Annotated in this window: 16 protein-coding genes and 4 pseudogenes; 10 read left to right on the forward strand and 10 right to left on the reverse strand. The window is 69.4% G+C overall.

Annotated features, from left to right (window positions below):
* Nucleotides 1-862: 862 nt before the first annotated feature.
* Nucleotides 863-1,591 carry a DUF4328 domain-containing protein gene (locus AB0C59_RS32025; protein ID WP_363010871.1) on the forward strand — a complete coding sequence of 243 codons (729 nt, stop codon included), beginning with the start codon at nt 863-865 and terminating at the stop codon, nt 1,589-1,591.
* A gap of 847 nt (nt 1,592-2,438) precedes the next feature.
* Here the strand turns inward: AB0C59_RS32025 and AB0C59_RS32030 are convergent.
* Nucleotides 2,439-3,236: an alpha/beta fold hydrolase gene (locus AB0C59_RS32030; protein WP_363010873.1), complete on the reverse strand. Its 798-nt coding sequence runs from the start codon at nt 3,234-3,236 to the stop codon at nt 2,439-2,441.
* A 97-nt stretch (nt 3,237-3,333) separates the two neighbouring features.
* Between AB0C59_RS32030 and AB0C59_RS32035 the strand changes: the two genes are divergently transcribed.
* On the forward strand, nt 3,334-3,753 hold the full coding sequence (locus tag AB0C59_RS32035; protein WP_363010875.1) for a MarR family winged helix-turn-helix transcriptional regulator: 420 nt from the start codon (nt 3,334-3,336) through the stop codon (nt 3,751-3,753).
* A 227-nt stretch (nt 3,754-3,980) separates the two neighbouring features.
* Here the strand turns inward: AB0C59_RS32035 and AB0C59_RS32040 are convergent.
* A protein-coding gene (locus AB0C59_RS32040; protein WP_363010877.1) for an IS5 family transposase occupies nt 3,981-4,779 on the reverse strand; the annotation gives its coding sequence in 2 pieces (ribosomal slippage) (nt 3,981-4,175 and nt 4,177-4,779; 798 coding nt in all).
* 54 nt (nt 4,780-4,833) lie between these two features.
* Between AB0C59_RS32040 and AB0C59_RS32045 the strand changes: the two genes are divergently transcribed.
* A complete protein-coding gene (locus tag AB0C59_RS32045) occupies nt 4,834-5,475 on the forward strand; it encodes a hypothetical protein (RefSeq protein ID WP_363010878.1) in 642 nt (213 codons plus the stop codon).
* A 401-nt stretch (nt 5,476-5,876) separates the two neighbouring features.
* On the opposite strand, the gene AB0C59_RS32050 is transcribed toward AB0C59_RS32045, so the two are convergent.
* On the reverse strand, nt 5,877-7,910 hold the full coding sequence (locus tag AB0C59_RS32050; RefSeq protein WP_363010880.1) for a hypothetical protein: 2,034 nt from the start codon (nt 7,908-7,910) through the stop codon (nt 5,877-5,879).
* Between the two features lie 47 nt (nt 7,911-7,957).
* A complete protein-coding gene (locus AB0C59_RS32055) occupies nt 7,958-9,520 on the reverse strand; it encodes a hypothetical protein (RefSeq protein WP_363010882.1) in 1,563 nt (520 codons plus the stop codon).
* A 383-nt stretch (nt 9,521-9,903) separates the two neighbouring features.
* On the opposite strand from AB0C59_RS32055, the gene AB0C59_RS32060 reads away from it, so the two are divergent.
* A complete protein-coding gene (locus AB0C59_RS32060; protein ID WP_363010884.1) occupies nt 9,904-11,109 on the forward strand; it encodes a hypothetical protein in 1,206 nt (401 codons plus the stop codon).
* A gap of 315 nt (nt 11,110-11,424) precedes the next feature.
* On the opposite strand, the pseudogene AB0C59_RS32065 reads toward AB0C59_RS32060, so the two are convergent.
* Nucleotides 11,425-11,553 (reverse strand): annotated as a pseudogene (locus tag AB0C59_RS32065) (IS5/IS1182 family transposase); the annotation flags it as partial.
* 488 nt (nt 11,554-12,041) lie between these two features.
* Between AB0C59_RS32065 and AB0C59_RS32070 the strand changes: the two are divergent.
* The 3 genes and pseudogenes from AB0C59_RS32070 (at nt 12,042) to AB0C59_RS32080 (ending at nt 14,579) form a co-directional block, all read left to right on the forward strand.
* A complete protein-coding gene (locus AB0C59_RS32070; RefSeq protein WP_363010886.1) occupies nt 12,042-12,251 on the forward strand; it encodes a hypothetical protein in 210 nt (69 codons plus the stop codon).
* Between the two features lie 1,019 nt (nt 12,252-13,270).
* Nucleotides 13,271-13,672, forward strand: a pseudogene (locus AB0C59_RS32075) (rRNA adenine N-6-methyltransferase family protein); the annotation flags it as partial.
* A 169-nt stretch (nt 13,673-13,841) separates the two neighbouring features.
* Nucleotides 13,842-14,579 (forward strand): hypothetical protein, encoded by a 738-nt coding sequence (locus AB0C59_RS32080; RefSeq protein WP_363010961.1) that lies wholly within the window; start codon nt 13,842-13,844, stop codon nt 14,577-14,579.
* A gap of 43 nt (nt 14,580-14,622) precedes the next feature.
* On the opposite strand, the gene AB0C59_RS32085 is transcribed toward AB0C59_RS32080, so the two are convergent.
* The 3 genes from AB0C59_RS32085 to AB0C59_RS32095 all read right to left on the reverse strand — a co-directional run bounded on the left by AB0C59_RS32085 (nt 14,623) and on the right by AB0C59_RS32095 (nt 16,860).
* Entirely contained in the window at nt 14,623-14,787 is a 165-nt protein-coding gene (locus AB0C59_RS32085; RefSeq protein ID WP_363010888.1) for a hypothetical protein, read from the reverse strand.
* Entirely contained in the window at nt 14,784-15,092 is a 309-nt protein-coding gene (locus AB0C59_RS32090) for a hypothetical protein (protein WP_363010890.1), read from the reverse strand. The genes AB0C59_RS32085 and AB0C59_RS32090 overlap by 4 nt, the downstream gene beginning before the upstream one ends.
* Before the next feature lie 784 nt (nt 15,093-15,876).
* Nucleotides 15,877-16,860, reverse strand: coding sequence for an aldo/keto reductase (locus AB0C59_RS32095; protein WP_363010892.1), 984 nt, complete (start codon nt 16,858-16,860; stop codon nt 15,877-15,879).
* Between the two features lie 139 nt (nt 16,861-16,999).
* Between AB0C59_RS32095 and AB0C59_RS32100 the strand changes: the two genes are divergently transcribed.
* Together AB0C59_RS32100 and AB0C59_RS32105 are read left to right on the forward strand one after the other, a co-directional pair.
* Nucleotides 17,000-17,440: a MarR family transcriptional regulator gene (locus AB0C59_RS32100; protein ID WP_363010894.1), complete on the forward strand. Its 441-nt coding sequence runs from the start codon at nt 17,000-17,002 to the stop codon at nt 17,438-17,440.
* 121 nt (nt 17,441-17,561) lie between these two features.
* Nucleotides 17,562-18,620 carry an APC family permease gene (locus AB0C59_RS32105; protein ID WP_363010896.1) on the forward strand — a complete coding sequence of 353 codons (1,059 nt, stop codon included), beginning with the start codon at nt 17,562-17,564 and terminating at the stop codon, nt 18,618-18,620.
* On the opposite strand, the gene AB0C59_RS32110 is transcribed toward AB0C59_RS32105, so the two are convergent.
* Complete coding sequence (locus AB0C59_RS32110) at nt 18,519-19,088, reverse strand: hypothetical protein (protein ID WP_363010898.1); 570 nt, start codon at nt 19,086-19,088, stop codon at nt 18,519-18,521. The genes AB0C59_RS32105 and AB0C59_RS32110 overlap by 102 nt on opposite strands.
* 5 nt (nt 19,089-19,093) lie before the next feature.
* Here AB0C59_RS32110 and AB0C59_RS32115 point away from each other — a divergent pair.
* Nucleotides 19,094-19,615: pseudogene (locus AB0C59_RS32115) on the forward strand (hypothetical protein); the annotation flags it as partial.
* Between the two features lie 54 nt (nt 19,616-19,669).
* Here AB0C59_RS32115 and AB0C59_RS32120 read toward each other — a convergent pair.
* Nucleotides 19,670-20,193 (reverse strand): annotated as a pseudogene (locus AB0C59_RS32120) (IS5 family transposase); the annotation flags it as partial.
* Nucleotides 20,194-20,430 lie beyond the last annotated feature (237 nt).

Genomic DNA, 20,430 nt, shown 5'->3' on the forward strand with positions numbered 1-20,430 from the left:
CACCTCCCTCAACGGCACGGGAGCCCTGTCCGTTGCGCATTCCGACCTCACACCGCCCTGTCACCCGATCAGTGGCCCCGCTGAAAACGCTCAGTAACTGGTTTGGCCGGCGGTCTGGATGCGGCAGGTCCGGCGGCTGCTTCCGGCAGCACGGCGGACACCCAGTGTTCTGCGGGCGATGGCTGTGCCCTGGGCCCTTCCGGCTCCGCAGCCTCGCAAGTATCGGCCCCTTGCACGAATCCCTGAGCGGCCAGGCCCGGATTCCGACCCTTCATGATCATTGCGTTGCACTCACGCGTCCGCCGGACGAATGATCTGAGCCGCCCATCGCACAGACCGATTCGGCAGGTCGTGCCATGCGGAGTGTGTTGCCCGAGGTTCCCGTGACAGTCCTGTTGAAAAGCCGCCCCCGTCCCGCTGAACCCGCAGGGCACTTCCTCACTCCCCTCCCGCGAAACGCAAAGCGGCTCTGCACAGATCGGCCTCTCGACAGACCGCCACACTCTGTGTCCCAGAGGGAACCATAGCCCTGCCCGATGCGCGGTCAAACTTCGATGGCAAACCGTCAAACTTCGCTGTCACGGGTCATCCATGTTGGAGACGGAGCCGCCAGTCCAGCGGGCACGAGGCCGTGTCGGAGACCGCGTGCCCGCTCACCATGACCTGGCGGGGTGGTCCCATCAGGGCTTCAAGATCGACCCATTGCCCCCTTGGACGCGTATCTGGTCCACACCCCGCATCGGGTTGGACGCGCGAGGTGGGTGAAACGTAATCTTCCCGGGGCCGTGTGGGCGTTCCGGGGGGATCGCACACAGCTTTCCCACTCCTGTGACCTTCTCGTTATATTTCCTGGGGGACCCTCATGGCCCATGCTCACAGCGACCACTCCGTCGCGGTGCCCGCCCCGCCCTTCGGGGACGCTCCCCACATGGGCGCCCCCGGGGCCTGGTTGCGGTCGCCAGTCGGTCTCGGCAGGGCCGCAGTGGCGGCGCTCGCACTCGTCGTCGCCACGGACACCTTCGCCAGTTGGGTGGACTTCCTGCGGCTCGACATCACGAGTGAACTCATGAGCGGTGCCCATGGCGCCGACTTGATCCGGCGCGCCCACGACGTCGACCGCATGACCGGCGTCGCGGGCTCCGGCGAGAGGGTCGCGCTGGTGATCAGCGCCGTCGTGTATCTCTGCTGGCTCTACCGGGTGCGCGTCAACGCCGAGGTATTCGACCAGTCTGCTCTCAGCCATGCACGCGGTTGGACGATCGGCGGCTGGTTCACCCCAATCGTGAACCTCTGGTTCCCGCGCCAAATCGTCCTCGATATATGGGACGCCAGCACCCCCTGGGGCAAGCGCGGCTCACACGGGCTGGTCAACGTCTGGTGGGGACTGTGGATCAGCTCGCTCGTCACCGACCAGATCTCCGCCGTGGAGAACCGCCACGCCGAGACCACTGCGCGACTCCACCTGGCGAGCCGCTTCCTGTTGGCCGCCCACGTCGTCGACATCGCAGCCGCGCTGCTCGCCATCGCGGTCGTGCTGCGGCTGACCCGGATGCAGCACAAGAAGGCACTGGCGGGGCCGTTGCCGGCGTAGCGCTTCGCGGGAGGGGACGTTGTCGATCGGCTGTAGGCTCGTTGTGCGTAGTTCCCTTCGCCTCGGTGCACTCCAGTCCGGGGGCCGCAGGCCGGGAGGGTGTCCTGGCGGCTGCTGTCCGCGCTGAATGCCGCGTTTGGTCGTGACTCGCAATTCGGGGCTGGCGGTGGTCCCCACTGGCATGGGGACATCGCGGTCAACGCCGAGCACATGGTCGGTTCACCCCCCGCGTCCGCGGGGGTATCTCCCGGGTAATCGAACACGAAGACACCGGTCGCGAGTCGTCCCGTCGTCTCCGCGCCCGCGGGGGTAGCTCGGCGTCCCGGTTGTCACCGAACAGCAGCTTGTCGTCGTCCCCGCGCCTGCGGGGGTAGCTCACCTCGTTTCCACCGCAGCACAGACGCCCTCCGCCTCGTCCCCGCACCTGCGGGGTAGCTCGCCAGGATCGCCCAGGGGACCCAATACAAGGCTGTCGTCCCCGCGTCCGCGGGGGGTAGCTCTTGATCGGCCACCTGTTTCCGTGAGGCCGTCTGTACGGCCGCGTCGGCGATCGCTTCGCTGGTGGGGACGAAGTCCTGGCGCCACAACTCCTCGAAGTCGGCCATGAGCCGCTGTCCGCGTGGGCCGCGCCGGTCTCTGAGGTCCTCGGCGATGACGCCGACCCGCTCGGCGAGCTGGTCGCAGACTCGTGGTCTCGGTGAACCACGGGTCGATCAGGATGCGGATGCCACCGATCTCGATCAGCTGGCAGGCGTGCCCGATCCGGGTCACGGCCAGCTCAGCGGTCTGCGCGGTGGTGGCACTGGTGGTCATGGCGGTTCTCCTGGTCGTGGGAGGTGACCGGGGTTCAGGCGCCGAGGTCGAGCAGGGCGCCGAGGAGTTTCTCGGGGGTCTCCAGCTGCGGCAGGTGGCCGGTGCCGGGCAGCAGGGTGAAGGCCGCACCGGGGATGGCGGCGGCGTACGCGCGGCCGTAGTCGGCGTCGACGATGCCGTCGCTCGCGCCCCAGATGACGTGGACGGGCAGGTCGAGGCCGGCCAGGCGGTCGGCGAGGGTCTGGTCGGTCATCGCGGTGCCGGTGTAGGCGATCAGGGCCTGCACGTCCGGGCTGGGGGCTGCCTGTCCGGTGGGCGGGACGGGGGCCTTGGCCGGGTCGTGGAAGGACAGGGCGCGCAGCTGCTGCGGCGTCAGACCGGCGACGTCGGTGACCGGATGGCCCTCCACCTCGATGCCGACGCCGTTGACGATGACCGCGCCGCTGACGCGGGCGCTGCCCAGCAGGGCGATCTCCGCGGCGAGCCAGCCGCCGAAGGAGTTGCCCACCACCGTCACGTCCGCCAGCTCCAACTCGTCCAGCAGCGCGACGTAGGCGCGGGCCAGCGCGGCCGTGTCGGTCAGCGACTCGGGGCGGGGGGTGCCGGCGAAGCCCGGGTGGGTGGGCAGCAGCACCCGGGCGTGGGCGCGCTCGGCCAGCAGGTCGGCGAAGCCGGCCATGGTCGCGACCCCGCCGCCGCCGTGCAACAGCAGGAACGACCGGGTGCGGTCGCGTTCCTGCACGCTCAGCTCGATCCGGCCGACGGGCGTGGTCAGGGTGCGGGTGGTGGTGCGGGCGGGACGAAGAGTCCCGGCGGGGACAGGGGTGGTCATGGCTGCCGCCTCCTCGTAAGGACAGGTTGCTTACATAAGGAACCTTAGATAAGGGTTGGCATATAAGCAACCTTAGAAAGCGGGTAGGATCGTGGACATGCACCAGCCCTCCGACGTCGGCCTTGCCGTCAAACGGCTCCAGCACCGCCACCACCGCGCCGCCACCGCGGCCCTCGCCCCGCTCGGCCTGTCCCTGGTCCAGTGGGACACCCTGCGCCACCTGCACGCCCACCCCGACGCGTCCCTGCACGACCTGGCCGTCCTGACCTTCCAGACCGACCAGTCCTTCGGCTCCCTGGCCACGCGCATGGTCGGCCTGGGCCTGATCGAGCGCCTGCCGGGCCCCGGCCGCGCCGTCCGCCACCGCCTCACCGCCAAGGGCGAACGCCTGCGCGCCGAAGGCCGGCGCCTGGTCGACGCGGTGACCGCCACCTCGTTCGCCGCCCTCACCCCCGACCAGCTCGACCAGCTCGGCACCCTCCTCGACACCGCCCTCGGCGCCGACCCCGGGCATTGACCCTCCGCTCCGCCGCACGCCGCGTTCATCCGTCCGCCCGGCCGCACGGCCCGTGAAGCCGAAGGCGAAGCCCCCGCGGGCACGGCCGGACACGGGAGCCGATCGGCTCCCTGGACGAACACCGCGGGCAGTGGCCGCGGATCGGCCGCGTCGTGTTCGAGCACCGAGGAGAGGATCACCCCGCTCCACCCCGCCGACAGGACGGGCTGTCAGAGCTCGTAATACGATCACGATCGGGCCTTCTTGAGTCGTCTCCAGCAGATGAGGCTGCAGGCGAGGGAAACGAAGGCGTCGTGGAGTTCAGTCCGGCGTTCCCAGCGGAATGCGAGGCGCTTGAAGTGGTGGAGCAGGGCGAAGGTCTGCTCCACGACGTAGCGGAGATTGCCGATGCCCTTGATGTTGGGTGATCCCTTGCGGGAGATGAACGGGCAGGATCCGTCGGTGGCGGAGCTCGTCGCGGTTGGGGTTGGAGTCGTAGCCCTTGTCGCCGAGCAGGGCGTCGGGTCGTCGGCGGGGTCTGCCGGGACGGCCCGCGACGGGTGGGATGCCGTCGACCAGGGCGAGGGTCTGGGAGACGTCGTTGACGTTGGCCGCGGTCGTGATGACTTTGAGCGGGGTGCCGCGTCCGTCGCAGATCAGGTGGTGTTTGCCGCCGGTCGACCGGCGACGGACCGGTGTCGGGTCCCCCTTTTTCGCGCGGATGGGGAAACGGTCCACGCACGCCCGTGACCAGTCGAACTCGCCGGCCGCGTGCAGTTCGGCGAGCAGGACCCGGTGCAGTTGATCGCAGACTCCTGCCTTCTGCCACCGGTCCAGTCGGCACCAGCATGTCTGTCCCGAGCCGAACCCCAGTTCCGAGGGCAGAAGTTGGCAGGCCATGTCGTTGTGGAGGACGAACAGGATGCCTTGCAGGCAGAGCCGGTCCGACACCGGCCTCGGTCCCGGCGACCGATCCGGCCACGGCGGCAGCAACGGCTCGATCACCGCCCACAACTCATCGTCCACGATCCACGGTCGAGTACCCACACCCTCACGAACAGCCGAATCGTAACGGTGGGGGCGTCCGACCGCTACGCTCCGATGAACAGCGAACTGCCGCCCCGGTTCGCGCCGCTGCCGGTCCGACTCCGCCCCTGCCTCGGAGAATCCACCAACTCCTACATCCGGCGCCTGGCTCGCGCCAACCATCTCCAGCCCAGCTTCCTGCACTGCTATCTCTGCGGCCCACCGCAGTGGTTCGGCAGGCCGCCCCTCGAACACCTCGCCACCACCGCCGGCCACTCGCCCGAAGCACTCGAACGGGCTCTCGCCGACGCCAACTCCCTGGGCGGCACGAACAGACCACGCCGACGCCTCCCCAGAAGGAATCCCTTCGCCGGGCGCCAGGACCTGGCCCACCGCATCGCCCAAGAGGCTCTCAAGGGGACGCAGATCCGCACGCTCGCAAAGCGCCACAACCTCAGCTGCTGGGACGTCCGCTTGGCCCTGGAGGTCCCGCGCCTGACCACCGCAGAGACGATTCCGCTGACCGACCACATCGTAGGGGAACTCGCCGACCTGGTCGAAGGCATGATCGGCAGGAAGCTCAACGGAAGGCAGATCTGGACCGAACTCATGGACCACCACGACTACCTGGTCACACACGACATCCTCCGCCACTACATCCGTTACACACGGCTCCTGTCCCGTCCCAAAGGATCTGGCCCCGGATCAGTGCTGTGACCTGCGGAGCAGCGCAACCATGAATCCGCTTGCTCCTACAGCCCGTTGGCCTCGCCCGGCCGCGCAACGCTCGGGTCCCGTTACGGTCGAAGCCGACGCGAGACGGCTACGACGGATCGATGGGACAACGCGGACCGGCCGGAGAGTTGGACGCCACACGGGCGGTGAACTCCCGGCCCGGCGCCGCGGGACGGCGTCCTCAGCCGATGCGGCGCGGCGTGCCCGCCCATGGCGGGGCTGGCGCCTGGGCCCGGCCCGTCCATGGCCGGACGAGCCGCGCAGGGGGGGTATCCGCGAGGTTCGGGCCACAGGCACCGGCCTGTCGCGTACGTCGCGCGGGTTCTCGGCATCCGTCCCGAGGCTCCGCACGACGGGATGAGACGGGTCTCGGCTGAACGCGTTCATCGTCTGGTGAGCGGGAGGCTGAGGACCCCGCGGTCGTGCCCGACGATCAGGTCCGGACCCGCGGTGGCCAGACAGGTGAGCGCCACATCCAGGGCGATGTGCTCCACCGCGCCGGTCTCCGGTTCCCATACCCGCAGTCGGTGACCGTGACGGGTGCCGGTGACCAGGACCGTGCGGCCGCCGTGCAGGGTGGAGGCGGTGATGACCGGCAGGCCCCCGGTGCCTGTCGAGGCGGGCAGACCGTCGCCGACCGGGGCACCGGTGACAAGGTCCCACAGCATGACCACGCCCTGGTTGTCTCCGGTGGCCAACATGGTTCGGTCGGGTGTGGGCACAGCCGCCACGGTTACCACCCGGTGGTCGGCATCGGCGAGGGCACTGGCGCTCAACTGCACGGCCGCGCCGTTTTCCCAGGGGTCCTCGACGGCCGGGTCCCACACATGAAGGCGGCCCGCGGTGTCCGCGGCCGCGATCAGTGTGTGGCCGGCGGAGATCGGGACGGCGGCGATCGACTGGATCGGACTGCCATAGGGGTTGAGGCGCCCGACGCACTCACCCGTTTCCGGATCCCACAGCCGGACCGCGCCTCGGGGGGTGGCGGTGACGAGCAGAATACGGCCGTCGGGGACGATCGCGGTACACATTCCGGTCACCCCGCCAGGCCAGTCCCCGGCCGGTTCGCGGATCGGCTGCCCGGTGACGGGGTTCCACAGGGCGATCGTCCCGGTGTCGCCTCCGCTCGCCAGAAGGACGCGGCCGTCGGGCAGGGGCAGGGTCGTCATCGAGCGGATACGGTCACGATGTCCTGGCAGCGGGGCATGGACGAGCCGGGCCTCGGCCACGTCCCACAGGCACACCACGCCCCTGTCCCCGGCGCCGGCCACGAGCGTCGGCCGACCCGGGCAGGACACCACCGCCAGCGCCTCGACACCCCCGGATGAACCGGCCGCCGAATCGGAGAACACCGACATACGGCCCCAGGGGGTGCCGTCGGCCGCGAGCACCGCGTTCCCGTTCTGCCGGAACCGAGTCGCCGCTTCACCTGTTCGTCCGGGCGCCGTCGACTCCACCGTGGCGGCCGACTCGTCGGAGTCCGCCCGCGCCTCCGTCGGACGGTGCCGGGGGCTCGCACCAGCCGGGTTCTCCGCCAGGCCGTCGGCGATCGTCCACATCCGCTCGCAGTCCCAGCAGCGGAAGTCTCCGGTGAGCGCCATCAGCTGGCGGGCCAACTCCCTTGCGTCCTGTTGCGGGGTGCCCGCGACCGCGACCATGCCGACGACCAGACACAGGACGGCTTGCCCCGGTGTTTCGGGGGGTACCCCCGCCATCGCGACCTCGCGTGCCACCCGCAGGAAGGGCTCCCACTCCTCTCCCACCGCTTCCTCGCGCAATGCCGCAGCGACCTCGCCCCAGGTATGTCCTCCCTGCCTGACACGGGCGGGATCAGGAAGCCCCGGAGCCTCGGCGGGCGGACGTGCCGGGTCGACGAAGAAGTCGGGGATCTCGGTATCACTCTCGCACTCGGGACATATCAGCAGGAGGTCAGCTTCCCGGCGATCGGGGAACCGCCACAGCGCTCGACCCATGTGGTGGCCGGCGAAGGCCACGCAGGCGAGCACGAGGTGGGCGCAGACCTGCGGAGCAGTATCGGCGGCAAGGAGGCTTCGGGTGGCCGCCCACTCGGCCAGACGCAGTGCGGCGCCGAACCCCGTCTCGAGATCGGCCGGGACGGGGGGCCTGTCCTCCGCGGTCACGATGCATCCCAAGTCCACCCAGAAGTCGGCGGTCTGTCCCGGAGGCAGGGCCGCTGCCGCCTCGACGAGATGCGGCAAAGCCGCATAGGCCCCGTCGAAGACGGTCCCGTCGTCCATCAGACCGCCGACCAGGTACGTCCAGGTCTGCCTCCATCCATCGCCGCTCCCGACGACAGCCGCGGAGGACAACTGCTCCAGGAGTGCTTTCACCTCTTCGACCTTCACACCGTCGAGGTCAAGCCAACGAGGGCTGTGCAAGGGCAGCTTGGGAATCATGGAACGAGTCTCGCAGGCAGCGCTGACAATCAGGAGGCTGCCCCGGATCAGCTCATCATCCGATCGGCGACCACTGCCACGGAACGGGGCACGATCCGCTCCAGGACCGGCAGAACAGGACCCCAGTCGCCCGCGACCCTCACGACCTGCGCGGCGAGCCTGCGGGCGCGGGACGGCTCGGACAACTCCACGAGTGCGGCCAGGGCGCGGGCTCGTGTCGCGCGGTGGGCGATCGAGCGGGTGAGAGCCTCGGCCCGCGCGTGATCGCCGTGCCGGGCCGTCTCCCGGACGACCGCGACCAGTGCCTCGCCCTGCGCCCAGCGGTCATTGATCGAGTGGACGAGAGCCTCGGCCCAGCCTGGATCGCCACGCCGGGCCAGCTCCCGGACCACTTCGATCAGTGCCCTGTCCTGTGCCCTGCGGTCGTTGATCGTGCGGGCGAGAGCCCCGGCACCGCCCGTGTCACCGGACCGCGCCAGTTCCCCGACGACGTCCGCCTGCCGCGCCACGGACAGATCGGGGTCGAGACGGCCGGCGAGGGCCATGGCCCGCTCGACCTGCCCATGCCTGGCCAGCAGGAGTGTCAAGGACCTCAGCAGAATGTCGTGATCACGGCCGTCGCCGGTCTCGCGCAGTGTCTCGGCCCGGTCGGCAAGGGCCAGGACCACCTCCTGGTCGGCGCTGTGAACGACCGCGTCCAGCACACAGGCCATGTCCCAGGCGTCGAGCGAAGATCCAGGAGGGAACGGGCGAACGGCGGCCTCGTCCAGGTCTCCTTCCGGGACCACCATGTGCTGTTCGGCGGCTTCGCCGAGCGCCCACCCGCATACCGTGCCCCCGGCGCCGACGGCCGGTCCGGGCGGGGTGCGCAGGAGAGCATCGAGCCGGTCAAGGTTTCCCGCCAGCGCCTCACGGGCCAACACCACCGCCAGGGGCCGTGGTTCGGACCACCCCGTCGAGTCGCGGGAGCGGGCGATGTCCTCCACGCGGTCGGCAGGTGCAGCGGCCCGGTCATGGTCGCCGCTGGCGACGGCCACCTCCACGAGGAGGGCGAGCACCTGTTCCGTCCCGTCGGCGGCGTAAGAACTCACCACGTCGTCGGCACGAGCGGCAAACCTGAGCGCCTCATCGATGTCGCCGCTGTCCGCCACCGCCTTCGCCAGCAGGGCCCAGACCCACCCCCAGTTGTGCGGGTAGCGGATCCTCTCCGCCAGAGCGACGGCCCGGTCACACTCACCGGCACGGGCCCACGCCGGCACGAGGGCGACCAGTGCCTGGTCCCGCACCTGCCGTAGGGGAATCGACTCGGCCAGCGCCTGAGCGCCGCCCAGGTCTCCCGCGCCCGCCGCGGCCTGCACCAGCTCCAGTAGCTCCGTACCCTGCTTGAGCTCGTCACTGATCGTGTACGCCAGCTCAGCCGCGCGGACGAGGTGGCCGGTGCGGGCAAGCGCCCTCGGGAACCACCCACTGGCGAGACCGGCGCTCGATTGCCTGCCCACCGACAGCCGCAGAAGGGTCAGCAGGCAGGGCTCGAACTCCCCTTGCGCGATGTCCCTTCCCACGTCGTTCTCGGGTGCCAGGCCGCGACGCAGCTCCCGTTCCCGCGTCATGAAAAGCTCTGGCCCCCACTGGGCCAACCCCTCTGACATGCCTGGGGCCCCCTTGGCGAAGCCCCTCAACTGCGCGCCCGCGCAGGCGGCCCAACAGTAACGGGGCCCCGACCTGGCGGAGTCTCACCAGTGGCCCGGCCGAGACGCTGGTCCCGTTGGTGCGCAGGCGGGCGACAGCGCGCCCGCGCAGCTGAATCGCCGCAGAGATCCACGCACCCGCTGAGCCCGTTATTTCAACAGGGCAGCGGTGAACATCTCGTGGCTCTCAGCTCGGACATCAGCTTCGACGATGCCTCGGCTGCGTGAATTCCCCGATGCGGTGATCCCCAGGAGCATCTACAGTCGTCTCGGTCACATTTCTGGGGGGGCGTATGAAATATCGAATGCTGACCGCGGGTGTGGTGAACCTGCTTATGGGAGACGGGGAGACGACTCCGAAGGGCATCGAGACCACCGCCCTGGAAATGGTCCGCACGGGCCGACTGCAGGGTGAAGAGAAGGCCGACGGTACGGTGACCGTACGGATCGTCCCGCAGACCGCCGACTCGGCGCCGCTGTGGCCCGTCGAGGAACTGGTGGTCGAACGGATCCGCCGGCGCTGCCGAGGCGGTGTCGACCGCGTGCCGATCGGCGCCCTCGGGCCGGGCGACGGCGACGAGTTCTGGGTATGGTGGCGCGGCTTTCAGGACAGTGTCCGCAACGAGGCGACCGCTCTTGGCCTCATACGGCCGGCCCGGAACAAGTACGTGACGCTGCTGTATCGGGGTGCGGCCCTCGCGGCCTGGTTCGGCCCCCTGTGGGCCGGCATTTCGTTCAGTCCCGAGTGGATGAGGATCATTCTCAAAGCGGTCCTGTTACTCAGCCTGTTGGGGCTGGTGCGGCTGTCAGACGTCCCGCTCGAATCCGGGCCCAGGTTGACGGCCGCCGGACGGCAGGCCGCGCGCGAGTGGCGGACCCACGACCGCGCCGGAGAGCATCGGCTGCCCAAACGCCAGGCGGGAGCGGCTGGTCCCGAATCGGCGCTTCCCGTACTCGAGCCGCAGCGGATCTGGTCCTCGTACGGCAGATCGTGGCACGTCGTGAACGCCGGGCCGCTGGATACCCCGCGCTGGGGACACCTGTGGCAGCTCATGCTGCTGGCCGTGGGCGTGTGCGCCGCCTTTGGCGCCCTGGTCGCGGTGACCCTGACCGCGCACCGCCCGGCGTTGGCCTGGGAATGGGACACCGCTCCGTTGCTCGCCGGTGTACTGCTGTGGGGTTTGTGGCTGCCGGCCCGCCGCCGGGTCCTGGCCGTTCCCGACGAGGCGAGCTTTCGCGGTGCCGTCATCTCACGCTGGGACTACGACACCCACCACGACGACCCGTACACGGATGTCACGCACTACTGCTGCTCCATCGAGGACCCGGCAACACGGAAAGCCTGGTCCTTCGAGGTCGACCAGTGGAGGCGGCCGATGTTCTCACGCGAAGCGAACCCGGAGCTCGAGGACCGGTTCCGGGTAGGGGACGTCGTCGATGTCCACTGCAGCCCGCGTCGGCGCAAGATCCATCAGATCAGTGTGGTCGAGGCCGTGTCGCGGACCGACTGACGATCAGATCCGCTCTCCGGCACGCACGCAGCCGCTATAGGTGGGGGTCCCGAGGCACCTGCGGCCTGAGCGGGTCCTGTTTGGGGCTGAGGCTCTGCGCGGCGTCACCGGTACACAGTCCGCTCTACCCTCAAACCACGGCACCCGGGCGGCAGTTGCGTGGACGGATCGTCCAGCCCTCGACCCAGGGTGGAACGCCGGAATCGACGCGTAGCTGCGGGACCATCAAGACCTAGCCAGAAGACGCCCCGCTTCAGCGGGGTGGGGAATGGTTTCTGAGAGGGCGTTCGCTCTAGGCAAATTACCCTTTATCTCCTAGTAAGTTCCTTGCCAGGTGGGTGTCGTCTCGTCCGTTATGCGCTTGGTGAGGTTGTCGATCGTGGCGACGTGGATCATGGCCTCGGAGCTGACGGGCAGGGTCTCGTAGTCTCGGGTGAGGCGCCGGTCATCATGCTGACCTTCTCCGGCGGTGATGCCGAACGTTCGACCTGGCGGCCCGCCTTGCGGTCAGCCTCGTTCTCGATCTGTCCCAGGATCTGGTCGCCCCTGAACGACACGCCGGTCTGCCGCTTCTCCTTCTCGGCCACCGAGACGCGGTCCACCTGGCACTTTCCGCCATCTTGTAGGCCAGTCCGACGTCCTCGGCGAGACGGGTGCAGCGTCTCGCGGACCGTGAACAGTTCCTGGCCCGGGGCGGCCCGTGAGCCACCCCGCTCGAGCATCGGGCTCGATCTCCGGGGTGCGGTCGCCAATCGTGCACGAGCCCCGCGCCTGCTGTTCGACCACTTCCTGCAGCTCGGCCACGATCTGCTCGTAGCGATGCTGACTGATGCCTCCGGCCAAGATGCGTTCGCAGTGCGCAGCAGACAGCGTCCGAGCGCCGCAACCGGCCCACTGCTCGTCCGTCATATCCGACGGCTACCGCCAAGCTCATGGACCGGGCGGGCCTGCAACGGGGACGCCTCACCGGACTCCTCCTGCGTGCCGAGGATCTGGCGGGCGCAGAGGCTACCGCTCAGCAGATCACCCTGGACCGCGGCCGCGAGATGCGCATACGAGCAGAACCGGCCGTGGACCGTGCCAACCGCCGGTTCGGTGCGGGCAGCGTCGGCCCGGCCGGACGCCTGGGCAAGGCCGCCTGATCACGATGGGCGGCGAACAGCAGTCGCCGGGCCGACTGTCGCAGCTGCAATTCCTGGAACGGGTCCAGCTCCAGGAACTCCAGCGCACCCGGCGGTGGACCGCCGACGAAAGACGGCGGATCGAGGCGCACACACGAAGGCAGGCCCGCAAGCCTGCTCCACCCGACTACATGCTCGAACTCGGCCCCGCCGGCGGGGCCGCGGTGCAAGTGCACACGGGCGGCTGCGTCATGTCCCCCAAGCGCACCACCCCCAAGCCCCTCACCGCGGAGCAGCCACGCGACGCCATCCACCACCCGTGCCACCATGCCCGTTCTGCCGACCAGACACCAGACTCGGCCTCACCGAGTGATAGGTCAGCCTCGGACACGCAGCAGGTGGCCAGATCAGCTGGCGGGGCTCGAGGCAGGTGAGGCGGGCACAGCCTGCACCTCCTCCACCTTGGGCTCTGCCTGCTCACATCGTCCGGATCGTGGCCGGTGGTGCTGGGCACCTCGGGCACCTCGGGCGTCTCGGGCGTCTCGACCGTTCGACCGGCGGTGACACCTCAGAAGTCACGCAGCGACTCCGATGGTCCACACTCCGGGTCCGGCTGCCCTCGCCCTCGCGCATCTCGGTCGAGGTGACGAACGACGGCACGGCCCAAGCGCGAGAATGGAAGCGTCACGGCGCGATGAAGGTCATGCGATGGCGTGCAGCAGTTCGGGGACGCCCTCCGCTGTCCGGTAGGCAGCGAAGGCGGGAGTCAGGTCACGGACGAGCTGTACGCATCGTGGCGCGCCGATGCGTTCGGCCAGGTGTAGTGCCTGCAGGGCGTCGGCGGCTGCTGCTTCGGGTTCACGGCGGTTGAGGTGGCCTCCGGCTCCGTCTGCACGGTGCTTGTGTACGCACCCGGTTGCGTCCATGGACGTCGGGCAGTGCCTTGCGAAAGGACTTCCACAGTGATCAAGCAACCCTTGAGGGTGGACGAAGTCGTCGGTGCGGCCGACCGTTATGCCGCTCTCGGCTTTCAGACTCGTGTGGACCTCGGGCAGCACTTCTCGCGGACTCCGGAGGCGGCTCACGCCCTGCTGGAGCGGGCGGGTATCCCGGTGGGCGCACAGGTGCTCGAGGTGGGAGCGGGGCTGGGCACGCTCTCGTCTGCGATCGCGGCCGCCGGGTATCGCATCTGGGCCGTGGAGAAGGACGAGCGGCTGCGGGATCACCTGACTGGCCGGCTCGCCCCCTTCGGTGCCCGTGCCCGCGTCACTGTCGCCGACGTGCGGCACGTGGACCTGACCGCCGGCTTGGACCATGGCAGTGCACTGGTGTCGATCATGCCGTTCGACCCCGAGTTGTCCGACCTCCTCATCCGGCACGTGTTCGCCTGCCCCCGGGTTGAGTACGGGCTCGTGGTCGTGCCCAGTGCCAGCGCTCAGCTGCTGGCCGCGCGCGGACTTGACGGTGGAGGAGGTCGACGGGATCGCCCGTGCCTCCTTCTCGCCACCCTCGCCCACGGTGCTGCGGGTCCTGGCGATCGGCCGGAGGGCGTCGTGCAGGAGCTGATCGCCACGGGCTGCTACCACTCCGCTCTTCCGGAAGGGGTCGGCCGTGACCAGGACGTTCAGCGAACTGCGGAGCATGCCCTCGGCGTACTTTGCCCATACGGTGCGCTACGCACCTGGCCAGGGCACCGGCGCGGGGGCCACAGACGTTGTCTTCGGCGTATACGAGCCGGTCGTCACCGCCACCCTGCCGCCTGGCTGGGTCGGCGACAGCCCCGCCGTGGCCAAGCTCCCGCTGCTCGCTCCTCGCTGGGACGCCGGCAGATATCTGAGAAACCCGACCGGCGGCAGCACCCAGCCAACAGGGGCGCAGGTTCCTTCAGCTACCTGGCCACTCTCGTGCTCAGCACCAAGGCCACCGCACCGGAGCGCGGAGGCTGCGCACGACAAGAAGGCTTACACCACACCCGGCGCGACGAAGCCGCTCAACCACAACAAGAAGATCGGCGGGCAAGTCCCGTCCGACCCACTGCATCGGTTGTATCTGGACGACCGTCGCCGCAAGACGAACCACGCACGCGCTGTGGCCAACTGCCGGCGCTACTTCGGTCCCAACTACACTGAAAACAACACCAAGGACTGCGACGAGTTCCCCTTTCGGTCCACCTACGAGGGTGTCGCGCAGTCCGAGTTCGACCTTCACGCGGAGAAGAACAACTTCTCGGTCCTGCCCGTGATCAGCCGGCAGAACCAGGACGCCGGGATCCTCCTCGGCCAGTTCTACAAGAAGAACCGCGTCATCGACGGCATGGACGACGGCTTCCTCATCGAGATCATCTCCTAAGATCAGTGTGGCCAGGACCCTGAAGGGTCCTGGCCACACGTCATCAACTGGTGGGCCAAAACTGCACCAGGTAGTGCTCGATGCCCTCCGGTACCCCTTCCTGCGCCAGACGTCGGACCTCCTGACGTCCCTCGCTGTAGACCCGCACCCGCCGTACGGCCTCTCCGTCGGACAGGCGCAGATACGTGTCCCTCGGGCCGGACGTCACCCCCCACACACAGCCAACTCGCCAGAGGGGCAGTGCAGCACGACATCCTTGTGCTCCTCCCAGTGCCCGCGATCGTCGGCGGCGGGCGGCTCTGCGTCCCACACCTCCGCGGTCAACGTGGCGGTATGCGTGTGACCGGCACTCTCGATGTCCAAACTCCCCTCACGGGCGGTCACGAACGCACCACCAGCCTCCCTACCTTCGGGATACTCCAAAGGGACGCGGGTGTCATCGACGTCCTGCAGCGCAAAGCCGTAGAAGTCCACCTCCACGTCCAGGTCCTGCTCCCGGATCAACTCAGCCACCACTGCTCCTCAGGAATCGACTGACCGCTGCGACCGCTCAGCGATCTCGTTCAACACCCTGCACCAGGACGGCGCGCGTGGCTCTCGCCTGAACGCCTGAACAGGCGAACACAACCTCACCATCCGCGACATCAGGTGCGCCGCCTATTGGGCACTCCCCCATCTGGAGCGGCCGGGCCCACTCTCGAAGTCGGAGTGAATGCCCGTGAGCCGGAGCCTACCGAGACGCTGTCGCCGGAGTGCACTGTCCCCGAGGCTCCGAGGAGCCGGTCGAGGAGCTGTGCCTGGTGGCAAACAGCGCTGCACTCATCGCCGGGGCCGGCCCGGTGGGGGCAGGTCGCGGGCCTTCCAGGCGCCGCCGGGCGCCGTGGTCTCCTCCGATCGTCCGTCGGTGGCGTGGGCGCCTGTGTCGTTGGCCCGGTGCCGGGCTTCACGCACGGCCCGATCGGCGGTCGCCTGGGGTCGCGGGCCTTCCGGGCAGCGCCCCGGGCCGGAACCGATCCCTCTGCGGTTTCGAACAACAGGACACCGGCCGTGTGGTCGACCGGGGCCAGTCCTCCGCCCGGTCGCCGCTCGACCGGCACACCGACCGGAGGCAGTCCGGGTGAAGCCTCCACTCGTCGGCGAGCATGCGCAGTACATCCGACACCGGCGTTCGTCATCCGTCCCCGCCGGCTCGCGGACGGGGTTGCCCCGGCCGCCACCACCAGCACTCTCACTGGGGCCGCCCTGCCTCCGGCCCACGGGGAACCGTGCCGGGGCGGCAAGGCGGTGGGGGCGGAGGTCAGTTGTTGACCCGGGTCATGAGGGGCTCGGGGTAGCGAGGGCCGGCGGCCGCGCCGAGAGGCAGGGCCGCGTCCAGGGCGGCGAGCTGAGCGGCGTCGAGGCGAATGCCGGCCGCGGCGCTGTTCTCCTCCAGGTAGGCGATGCGCTTGGTGCCGGGGATGGGGACGATGTCGTCGCCCTGGTGGAGCAGCCAGGCCAGCGCCAGCTGGGTGGGTGTGACGCCGGCGTCGGCGGCCAGGGTGCGGACCCGTTCGGCCAGCGCGAGGTTTCGACGCAGGTTCTCGCCCTGGAAGCGGGGGTCGTGACGACGGTAGTCGTCGGCGGCCAGGGAGGCGGTGTCGCTGATGGTCCCCGACAGGAAGCCCCGGCCGACCGGCGAGTAGGGCACCAGGGCGATGCCGAGCTCGCGGGCGGTGGGCAGGATGTCGGCCTCCAGACCGCGCTCCCACAAGGAGTACTCACTCTGCAGGGCGGTGACCGGATGGACGGCGTGGGCGCGGCGCAGCGTGTCCGAGCTGACCTCCGACAGGCCGATGTGGCGGATCTTCCCTGCCCGGACGAGGTCGGCGAGGGCACCTACGGTGTCCTCGACGGGGGTGTCGGGGTTGCGCCGGTGCAGGTAGTACAGGTCGATGTGGTCCAGGCCGAGCCGCGCGAGGGAGGCGTCGACGGCCCTGCGGGCGTAGGCCGGGCTGGAGTCGACGGTGAAGGTGCCTTCGTGCAACCGGGAGCCGAACTTGGTGGCCACCACGACCTGGTCGCGGCGCCGGCCGGTCAGGGCTCGGCCCAGCAACTGTTCGTTGTGGCCGCCTCCGTAGACGTCGGCGGAGTCCAGCAGGGTCACGCCGAGGTCCAGGGCGCGGTGGATGGTGGCGATGGAACGGGTGTCGTCGGTGGCCCCGTAGAACTCGGACATGCCCATCAGGCCGAGTCCGACGGCGCCCACGGCGGGCCCCTCGATGCCCAGGGTTCGCTGCTGCACGGGTGGCTCCTTGTCGTCGTAACGGTAGGCAGTCGGCGGGCCGGCCCGCGGGGCGTCCCCGACTGCACTGAAGAAGTTATAGCAGATAATCATTATGGTCAATATCTATTATGGAGCATGAGTGCCCTACGGTGGGCCCATGCTCGTTTCCGACAACCCGCTCTCCGGCGAGGTGATCGCCCTCTTCGCCCGGATCACCGACCGCTACTCGCGCGAGTACGAGACCGCCGCAGCCCGCCATGGCCTCACACCCCAGCAGGTGAAGGCGCTCATCACCCTGGAGGAGGCCGACCTGCCCATGCGGCGGCTCGCCGAGCGACTGCAGGCCGAGCCCTCGAACCTCACCGGAATCGTCGACCGCCTTCAGTCCCGCGGCCTGGTCGAGCGCCACCCCGATCCCGGCGACCGGCGGGTCAAGCTCCTCGCCCTGACCGATGTGGGACACGCCACCGCCCGGGACCTGCGCGACCGGCTGCGTTTCGCCCGCAACCCGCTCGCCGCCCTCGACGACGGCCAGCGGCGCACCCTGCGCGATCTGCTGCACCTGATGGCGGACTCGCCCGAACCGCCCCCCGTCTGATGCGGCCGGGGCGTCGGCTCCCGTCGGCCCTGCGCCCCCGGCCCGCGCGGGTCCCCTCGGGGGGCCGGACAGTGCAGTCAGGCCCCCACGCCCAGGTGCTCTCCGCACGGGGTGGTGCCTGTTGGGCGCGTACATCCTGTTCGGTGTGGTGACGTCCTCGGCGGCGGGCGTCTTCGGCACCGCCTTCCTGCAGGAGAGCGGTGTATGGCCGCACCCCGCCCGGTGGTCCCCGTTCGTCCCCGTCGCAGTGGCACTGCTGGCGGCGTTGGCACTCAGCATGTCACCGGCGAAGCGCGGCCCCCGCGTACTACTCACCGTGGAGATCGCGACCCTGGCGCTCATCCTCCTCGTCAGCACCGTCGTACTGGTGCGGCTGATTTCGGGCGACGCCCCGGACGGTCACCGCTTCACCCTGCGCATCTCCCAGGTTGAGCCGGGCACGGACTGGTCCGCGCTGTTCCTCGGCACGGTGTTCGGATTCCTGTCCTTCGCCGGCTTCGAGGCCGCGGCCACCCTCGGCGAGGAGGCCACCGAGCCCCGGCGGGACATCCCACGGGCGATCCTGGGCACCGCGATCTTCGGTGGGCTGTACTTCGTGTACGTGACAGCCGTCGAGGTGATGGGATTCGGGGCGGACGGGGCCGGGCTGAGGACCTTTGCCGCCTCCCCTTCGCTGCTGGGCGACCTTGGAAGGTCGTACCTCGGCGTCTGGGCCGGCAACGCCATCACCCTGGGCACCACGGTCAGCGCCTTCGGCTGCTGCCTGGCCTCCGTGGTCGGCGCCTCCCGGGTGATGTATGCACTGTTCCGCGACGGACTCGGCGACCGCGGCCCGGGCAGGGTCTCGGCCATCGGCACTCCGGGCGCCTCGGCCACGCTCGTCGCGGGGGCGATGGGCCTGGTCATCCTGGTCTGCGCCACCGTCTTCGCCGCGCAGCCGATGGACACCTTCGTGTGGAGCGGCACGATGGGCACCCTGATCCTGCTGGTCGCGTACGCGCTGACCACGGTCGGCGGCATCTGGCTGATCTTCGTGCGGCGGGTGATGCCGGTCGCCGCCTGGGAGGTCGTGATCCCGCTAGGTGCACTCGCCATCCTCGGGTACACCCTCTTCCGGAGCGTCGTCCCCTATCCGGCCGCGGGCGCGGCCCGCTGGTTCCCGGTGGTCGCCGGCGCATGAGTGCTGGCAGCGGTCGTCACCGTCCTCGCGGCGCCGGATGGCTTCTGTCGCCTCCGTGTGGACGGGGACGGCGCGTTCCTTGAGGGCCTTCGCGGCTGCAAGCCGCAACCGGGGAGTGCCGTCGGGGTAGGCATCCAGACAGTCCAGATGGAGCTTGCGGATCTCGGTGCGGCGGGCGCCGCTCCAGCGGGCCACCAGCAACGCGCATCGCTGCAGCGGGCAGGACAGGGCTCGGATACGTTCCATGATCGATTCGAATTGGCGTTCGGAGATGAAGCGGGGAACCTTCTCGATGCGGCGCGGCATGTCCGCGGCGGTGATCAGCGTTCGGGTCGGGACGTCGTCCCATTCGGCCAGTGCCGCATGGCGGAAGAACACCGCGAGGGTGGAGATGATGCCGGCCCGGTGGGCCGGACTCAGCGGCTCGTCCGGGCGCTTCATCTTCCGCAGCCGGTTGACCTTCTCCATGAAGGCGACCGCGCCGGCCCGGTTCAGCTGGTCGAGACGGTCGATGTGCGGTCGGCCCTCTCCTCTCGACTTCGTGGCGCGCACGAGCCCGTCACCCGAAAGACGGCGTGCGGTACGGCTGGCCCGGTATGACGACACAGGCCATCACAGGCGCCGAGGTAGCCCCGGCCGCAGGTCCTCGGCCTGGCATCCGCGCAGGGCGCTTGGTCGCCAGCAGGGAGGGCATGACTGTGTACGGATTCGCCGACGCAGCCTTCGTGGGGGACGACGGCTATCTCGGCCTGAGCCGCGACCACCGCGGGCAAGCGATCACACCGCCCAGAAGACCACGGCCCGGAGCACTGCCCAGCAGAGTCGAACAGTGGGAACGCGACCGCCACGGGCACTTCTCCGACCGCATCACCTTCGAACACGCCCTCGCCGACCACAAACCCTGGAAGCAACTGACCCGCTGGACCCACCGCCGCGACCACCTGCCCGACACCTACCGCGCCATCGCCGGCCTCGTCTCCGACCGCAACACAACGCCTAAAAACCGGCCACGACCAGGCCAAACACGACCCGCCCGCTATCACGCACCAACTCGTAAGCAGCGGCAGGAACTGCATGACACCGTGCCGGTTGCCATCGGTAGGCGAGACGGCGAGCGGGGCCCCGTGCCGATCAACGATCAGGTGGTGCTTGGAGCCAGGGCGGGTGCGGTCGACGGGCGAGGGGCCGACATGCTCCCCCCTTTGAGGGCCCGGACACGCGATCCGTCTATGGAGCAATCGTCCAAGTCCAGCAGGCCGGCGCGGCGAAGGTCGGTCAACAGGGCGGCGTGCAGGCGTGGCCAGACGCCAGCCGCGGTCCAGTGCCGCAGCCGACGCCAGGCCGTCGCACCGGAACAGCCAACGGTCTCTGTAGGGACATCGCGCCACGCGACACCGGACCGCAGCACATACATGACGCCGGCAAGCGCCACTCGGTCGGGAACACGCAGCCGCCCCGGGCGGCGATGACGCCGTTCGGGGGCGGGCGGCAGCAGCGGGGCCACCCGATCCCACAGCTCGTCAGGAATCGACGGAGAGCTCCTCTGGACAACCCATAGCAGTAGGTCAGGCATTCGCACCGCACTTCCCCACACCTCTCCGAATCTCACCCCGATTTCCTTGACGAAACCCATAGTGGCACCCCTCGTGTGGACAGATGACGGCTGGCCCAGTTGTTCCAGACGAGCCGTCTCGTTTCGCACGGAGAAGGCAATCAATGCGTCAGTAGCGGTGCACTCAAGCTGCTCCTTGAAAGGTCTCGCAGCTCAGCGTTTCCGCTGCTTGAGAAGGACGCTGATCACACCCAATGC

The organism is Streptomyces sp. NPDC048664 (genome assembly GCF_040650555.1).
Taxonomy (GTDB): Bacteria; Actinomycetota; Actinomycetes; order Streptomycetales; family Streptomycetaceae; genus Streptomyces.

Bases quoted from the DNA above. Each gene is read 5' to 3' on its own strand.
- AB0C59_RS32055 (WP_363010882.1), bottom strand. From the start codon at position 9,520: ATGACGCGGGAACGGGAGCTGCGTCGCGGCCTGGCACCCGAGAACGAC.
- AB0C59_RS32025 (WP_363010871.1), top strand. From the start codon at position 863: ATGGCCCATGCTCACAGCGACCACTCCGTCGCGGTGCCCGCCCCGCCC.
- AB0C59_RS32030 (WP_363010873.1), bottom strand. From the start codon at position 3,236: ATGACCACCCCTGTCCCCGCCGGGACTCTTCGTCCCGCCCGCACCACC.
- AB0C59_RS32045 (WP_363010878.1), top strand. From the start codon at position 4,834: ATGAACAGCGAACTGCCGCCCCGGTTCGCGCCGCTGCCGGTCCGACTC.
- AB0C59_RS32035 (WP_363010875.1), top strand. From the start codon at position 3,334: ATGCACCAGCCCTCCGACGTCGGCCTTGCCGTCAAACGGCTCCAGCAC.
- AB0C59_RS32050 (WP_363010880.1), bottom strand. From the start codon at position 7,910: ATGATTCCCAAGCTGCCCTTGCACAGCCCTCGTTGGCTTGACCTCGAC.
- AB0C59_RS32070 (WP_363010886.1), top strand. From the start codon at position 12,042: ATGGACCGGGCGGGCCTGCAACGGGGACGCCTCACCGGACTCCTCCTG.
- AB0C59_RS32100 (WP_363010894.1), top strand. From the start codon at position 17,000: ATGCTCGTTTCCGACAACCCGCTCTCCGGCGAGGTGATCGCCCTCTTC.
- AB0C59_RS32110 (WP_363010898.1), bottom strand. From the start codon at position 19,088: ATGGAGAAGGTCAACCGGCTGCGGAAGATGAAGCGCCCGGACGAGCCG.
- AB0C59_RS32060 (WP_363010884.1), top strand. From the start codon at position 9,904: ATGCTGACCGCGGGTGTGGTGAACCTGCTTATGGGAGACGGGGAGACG.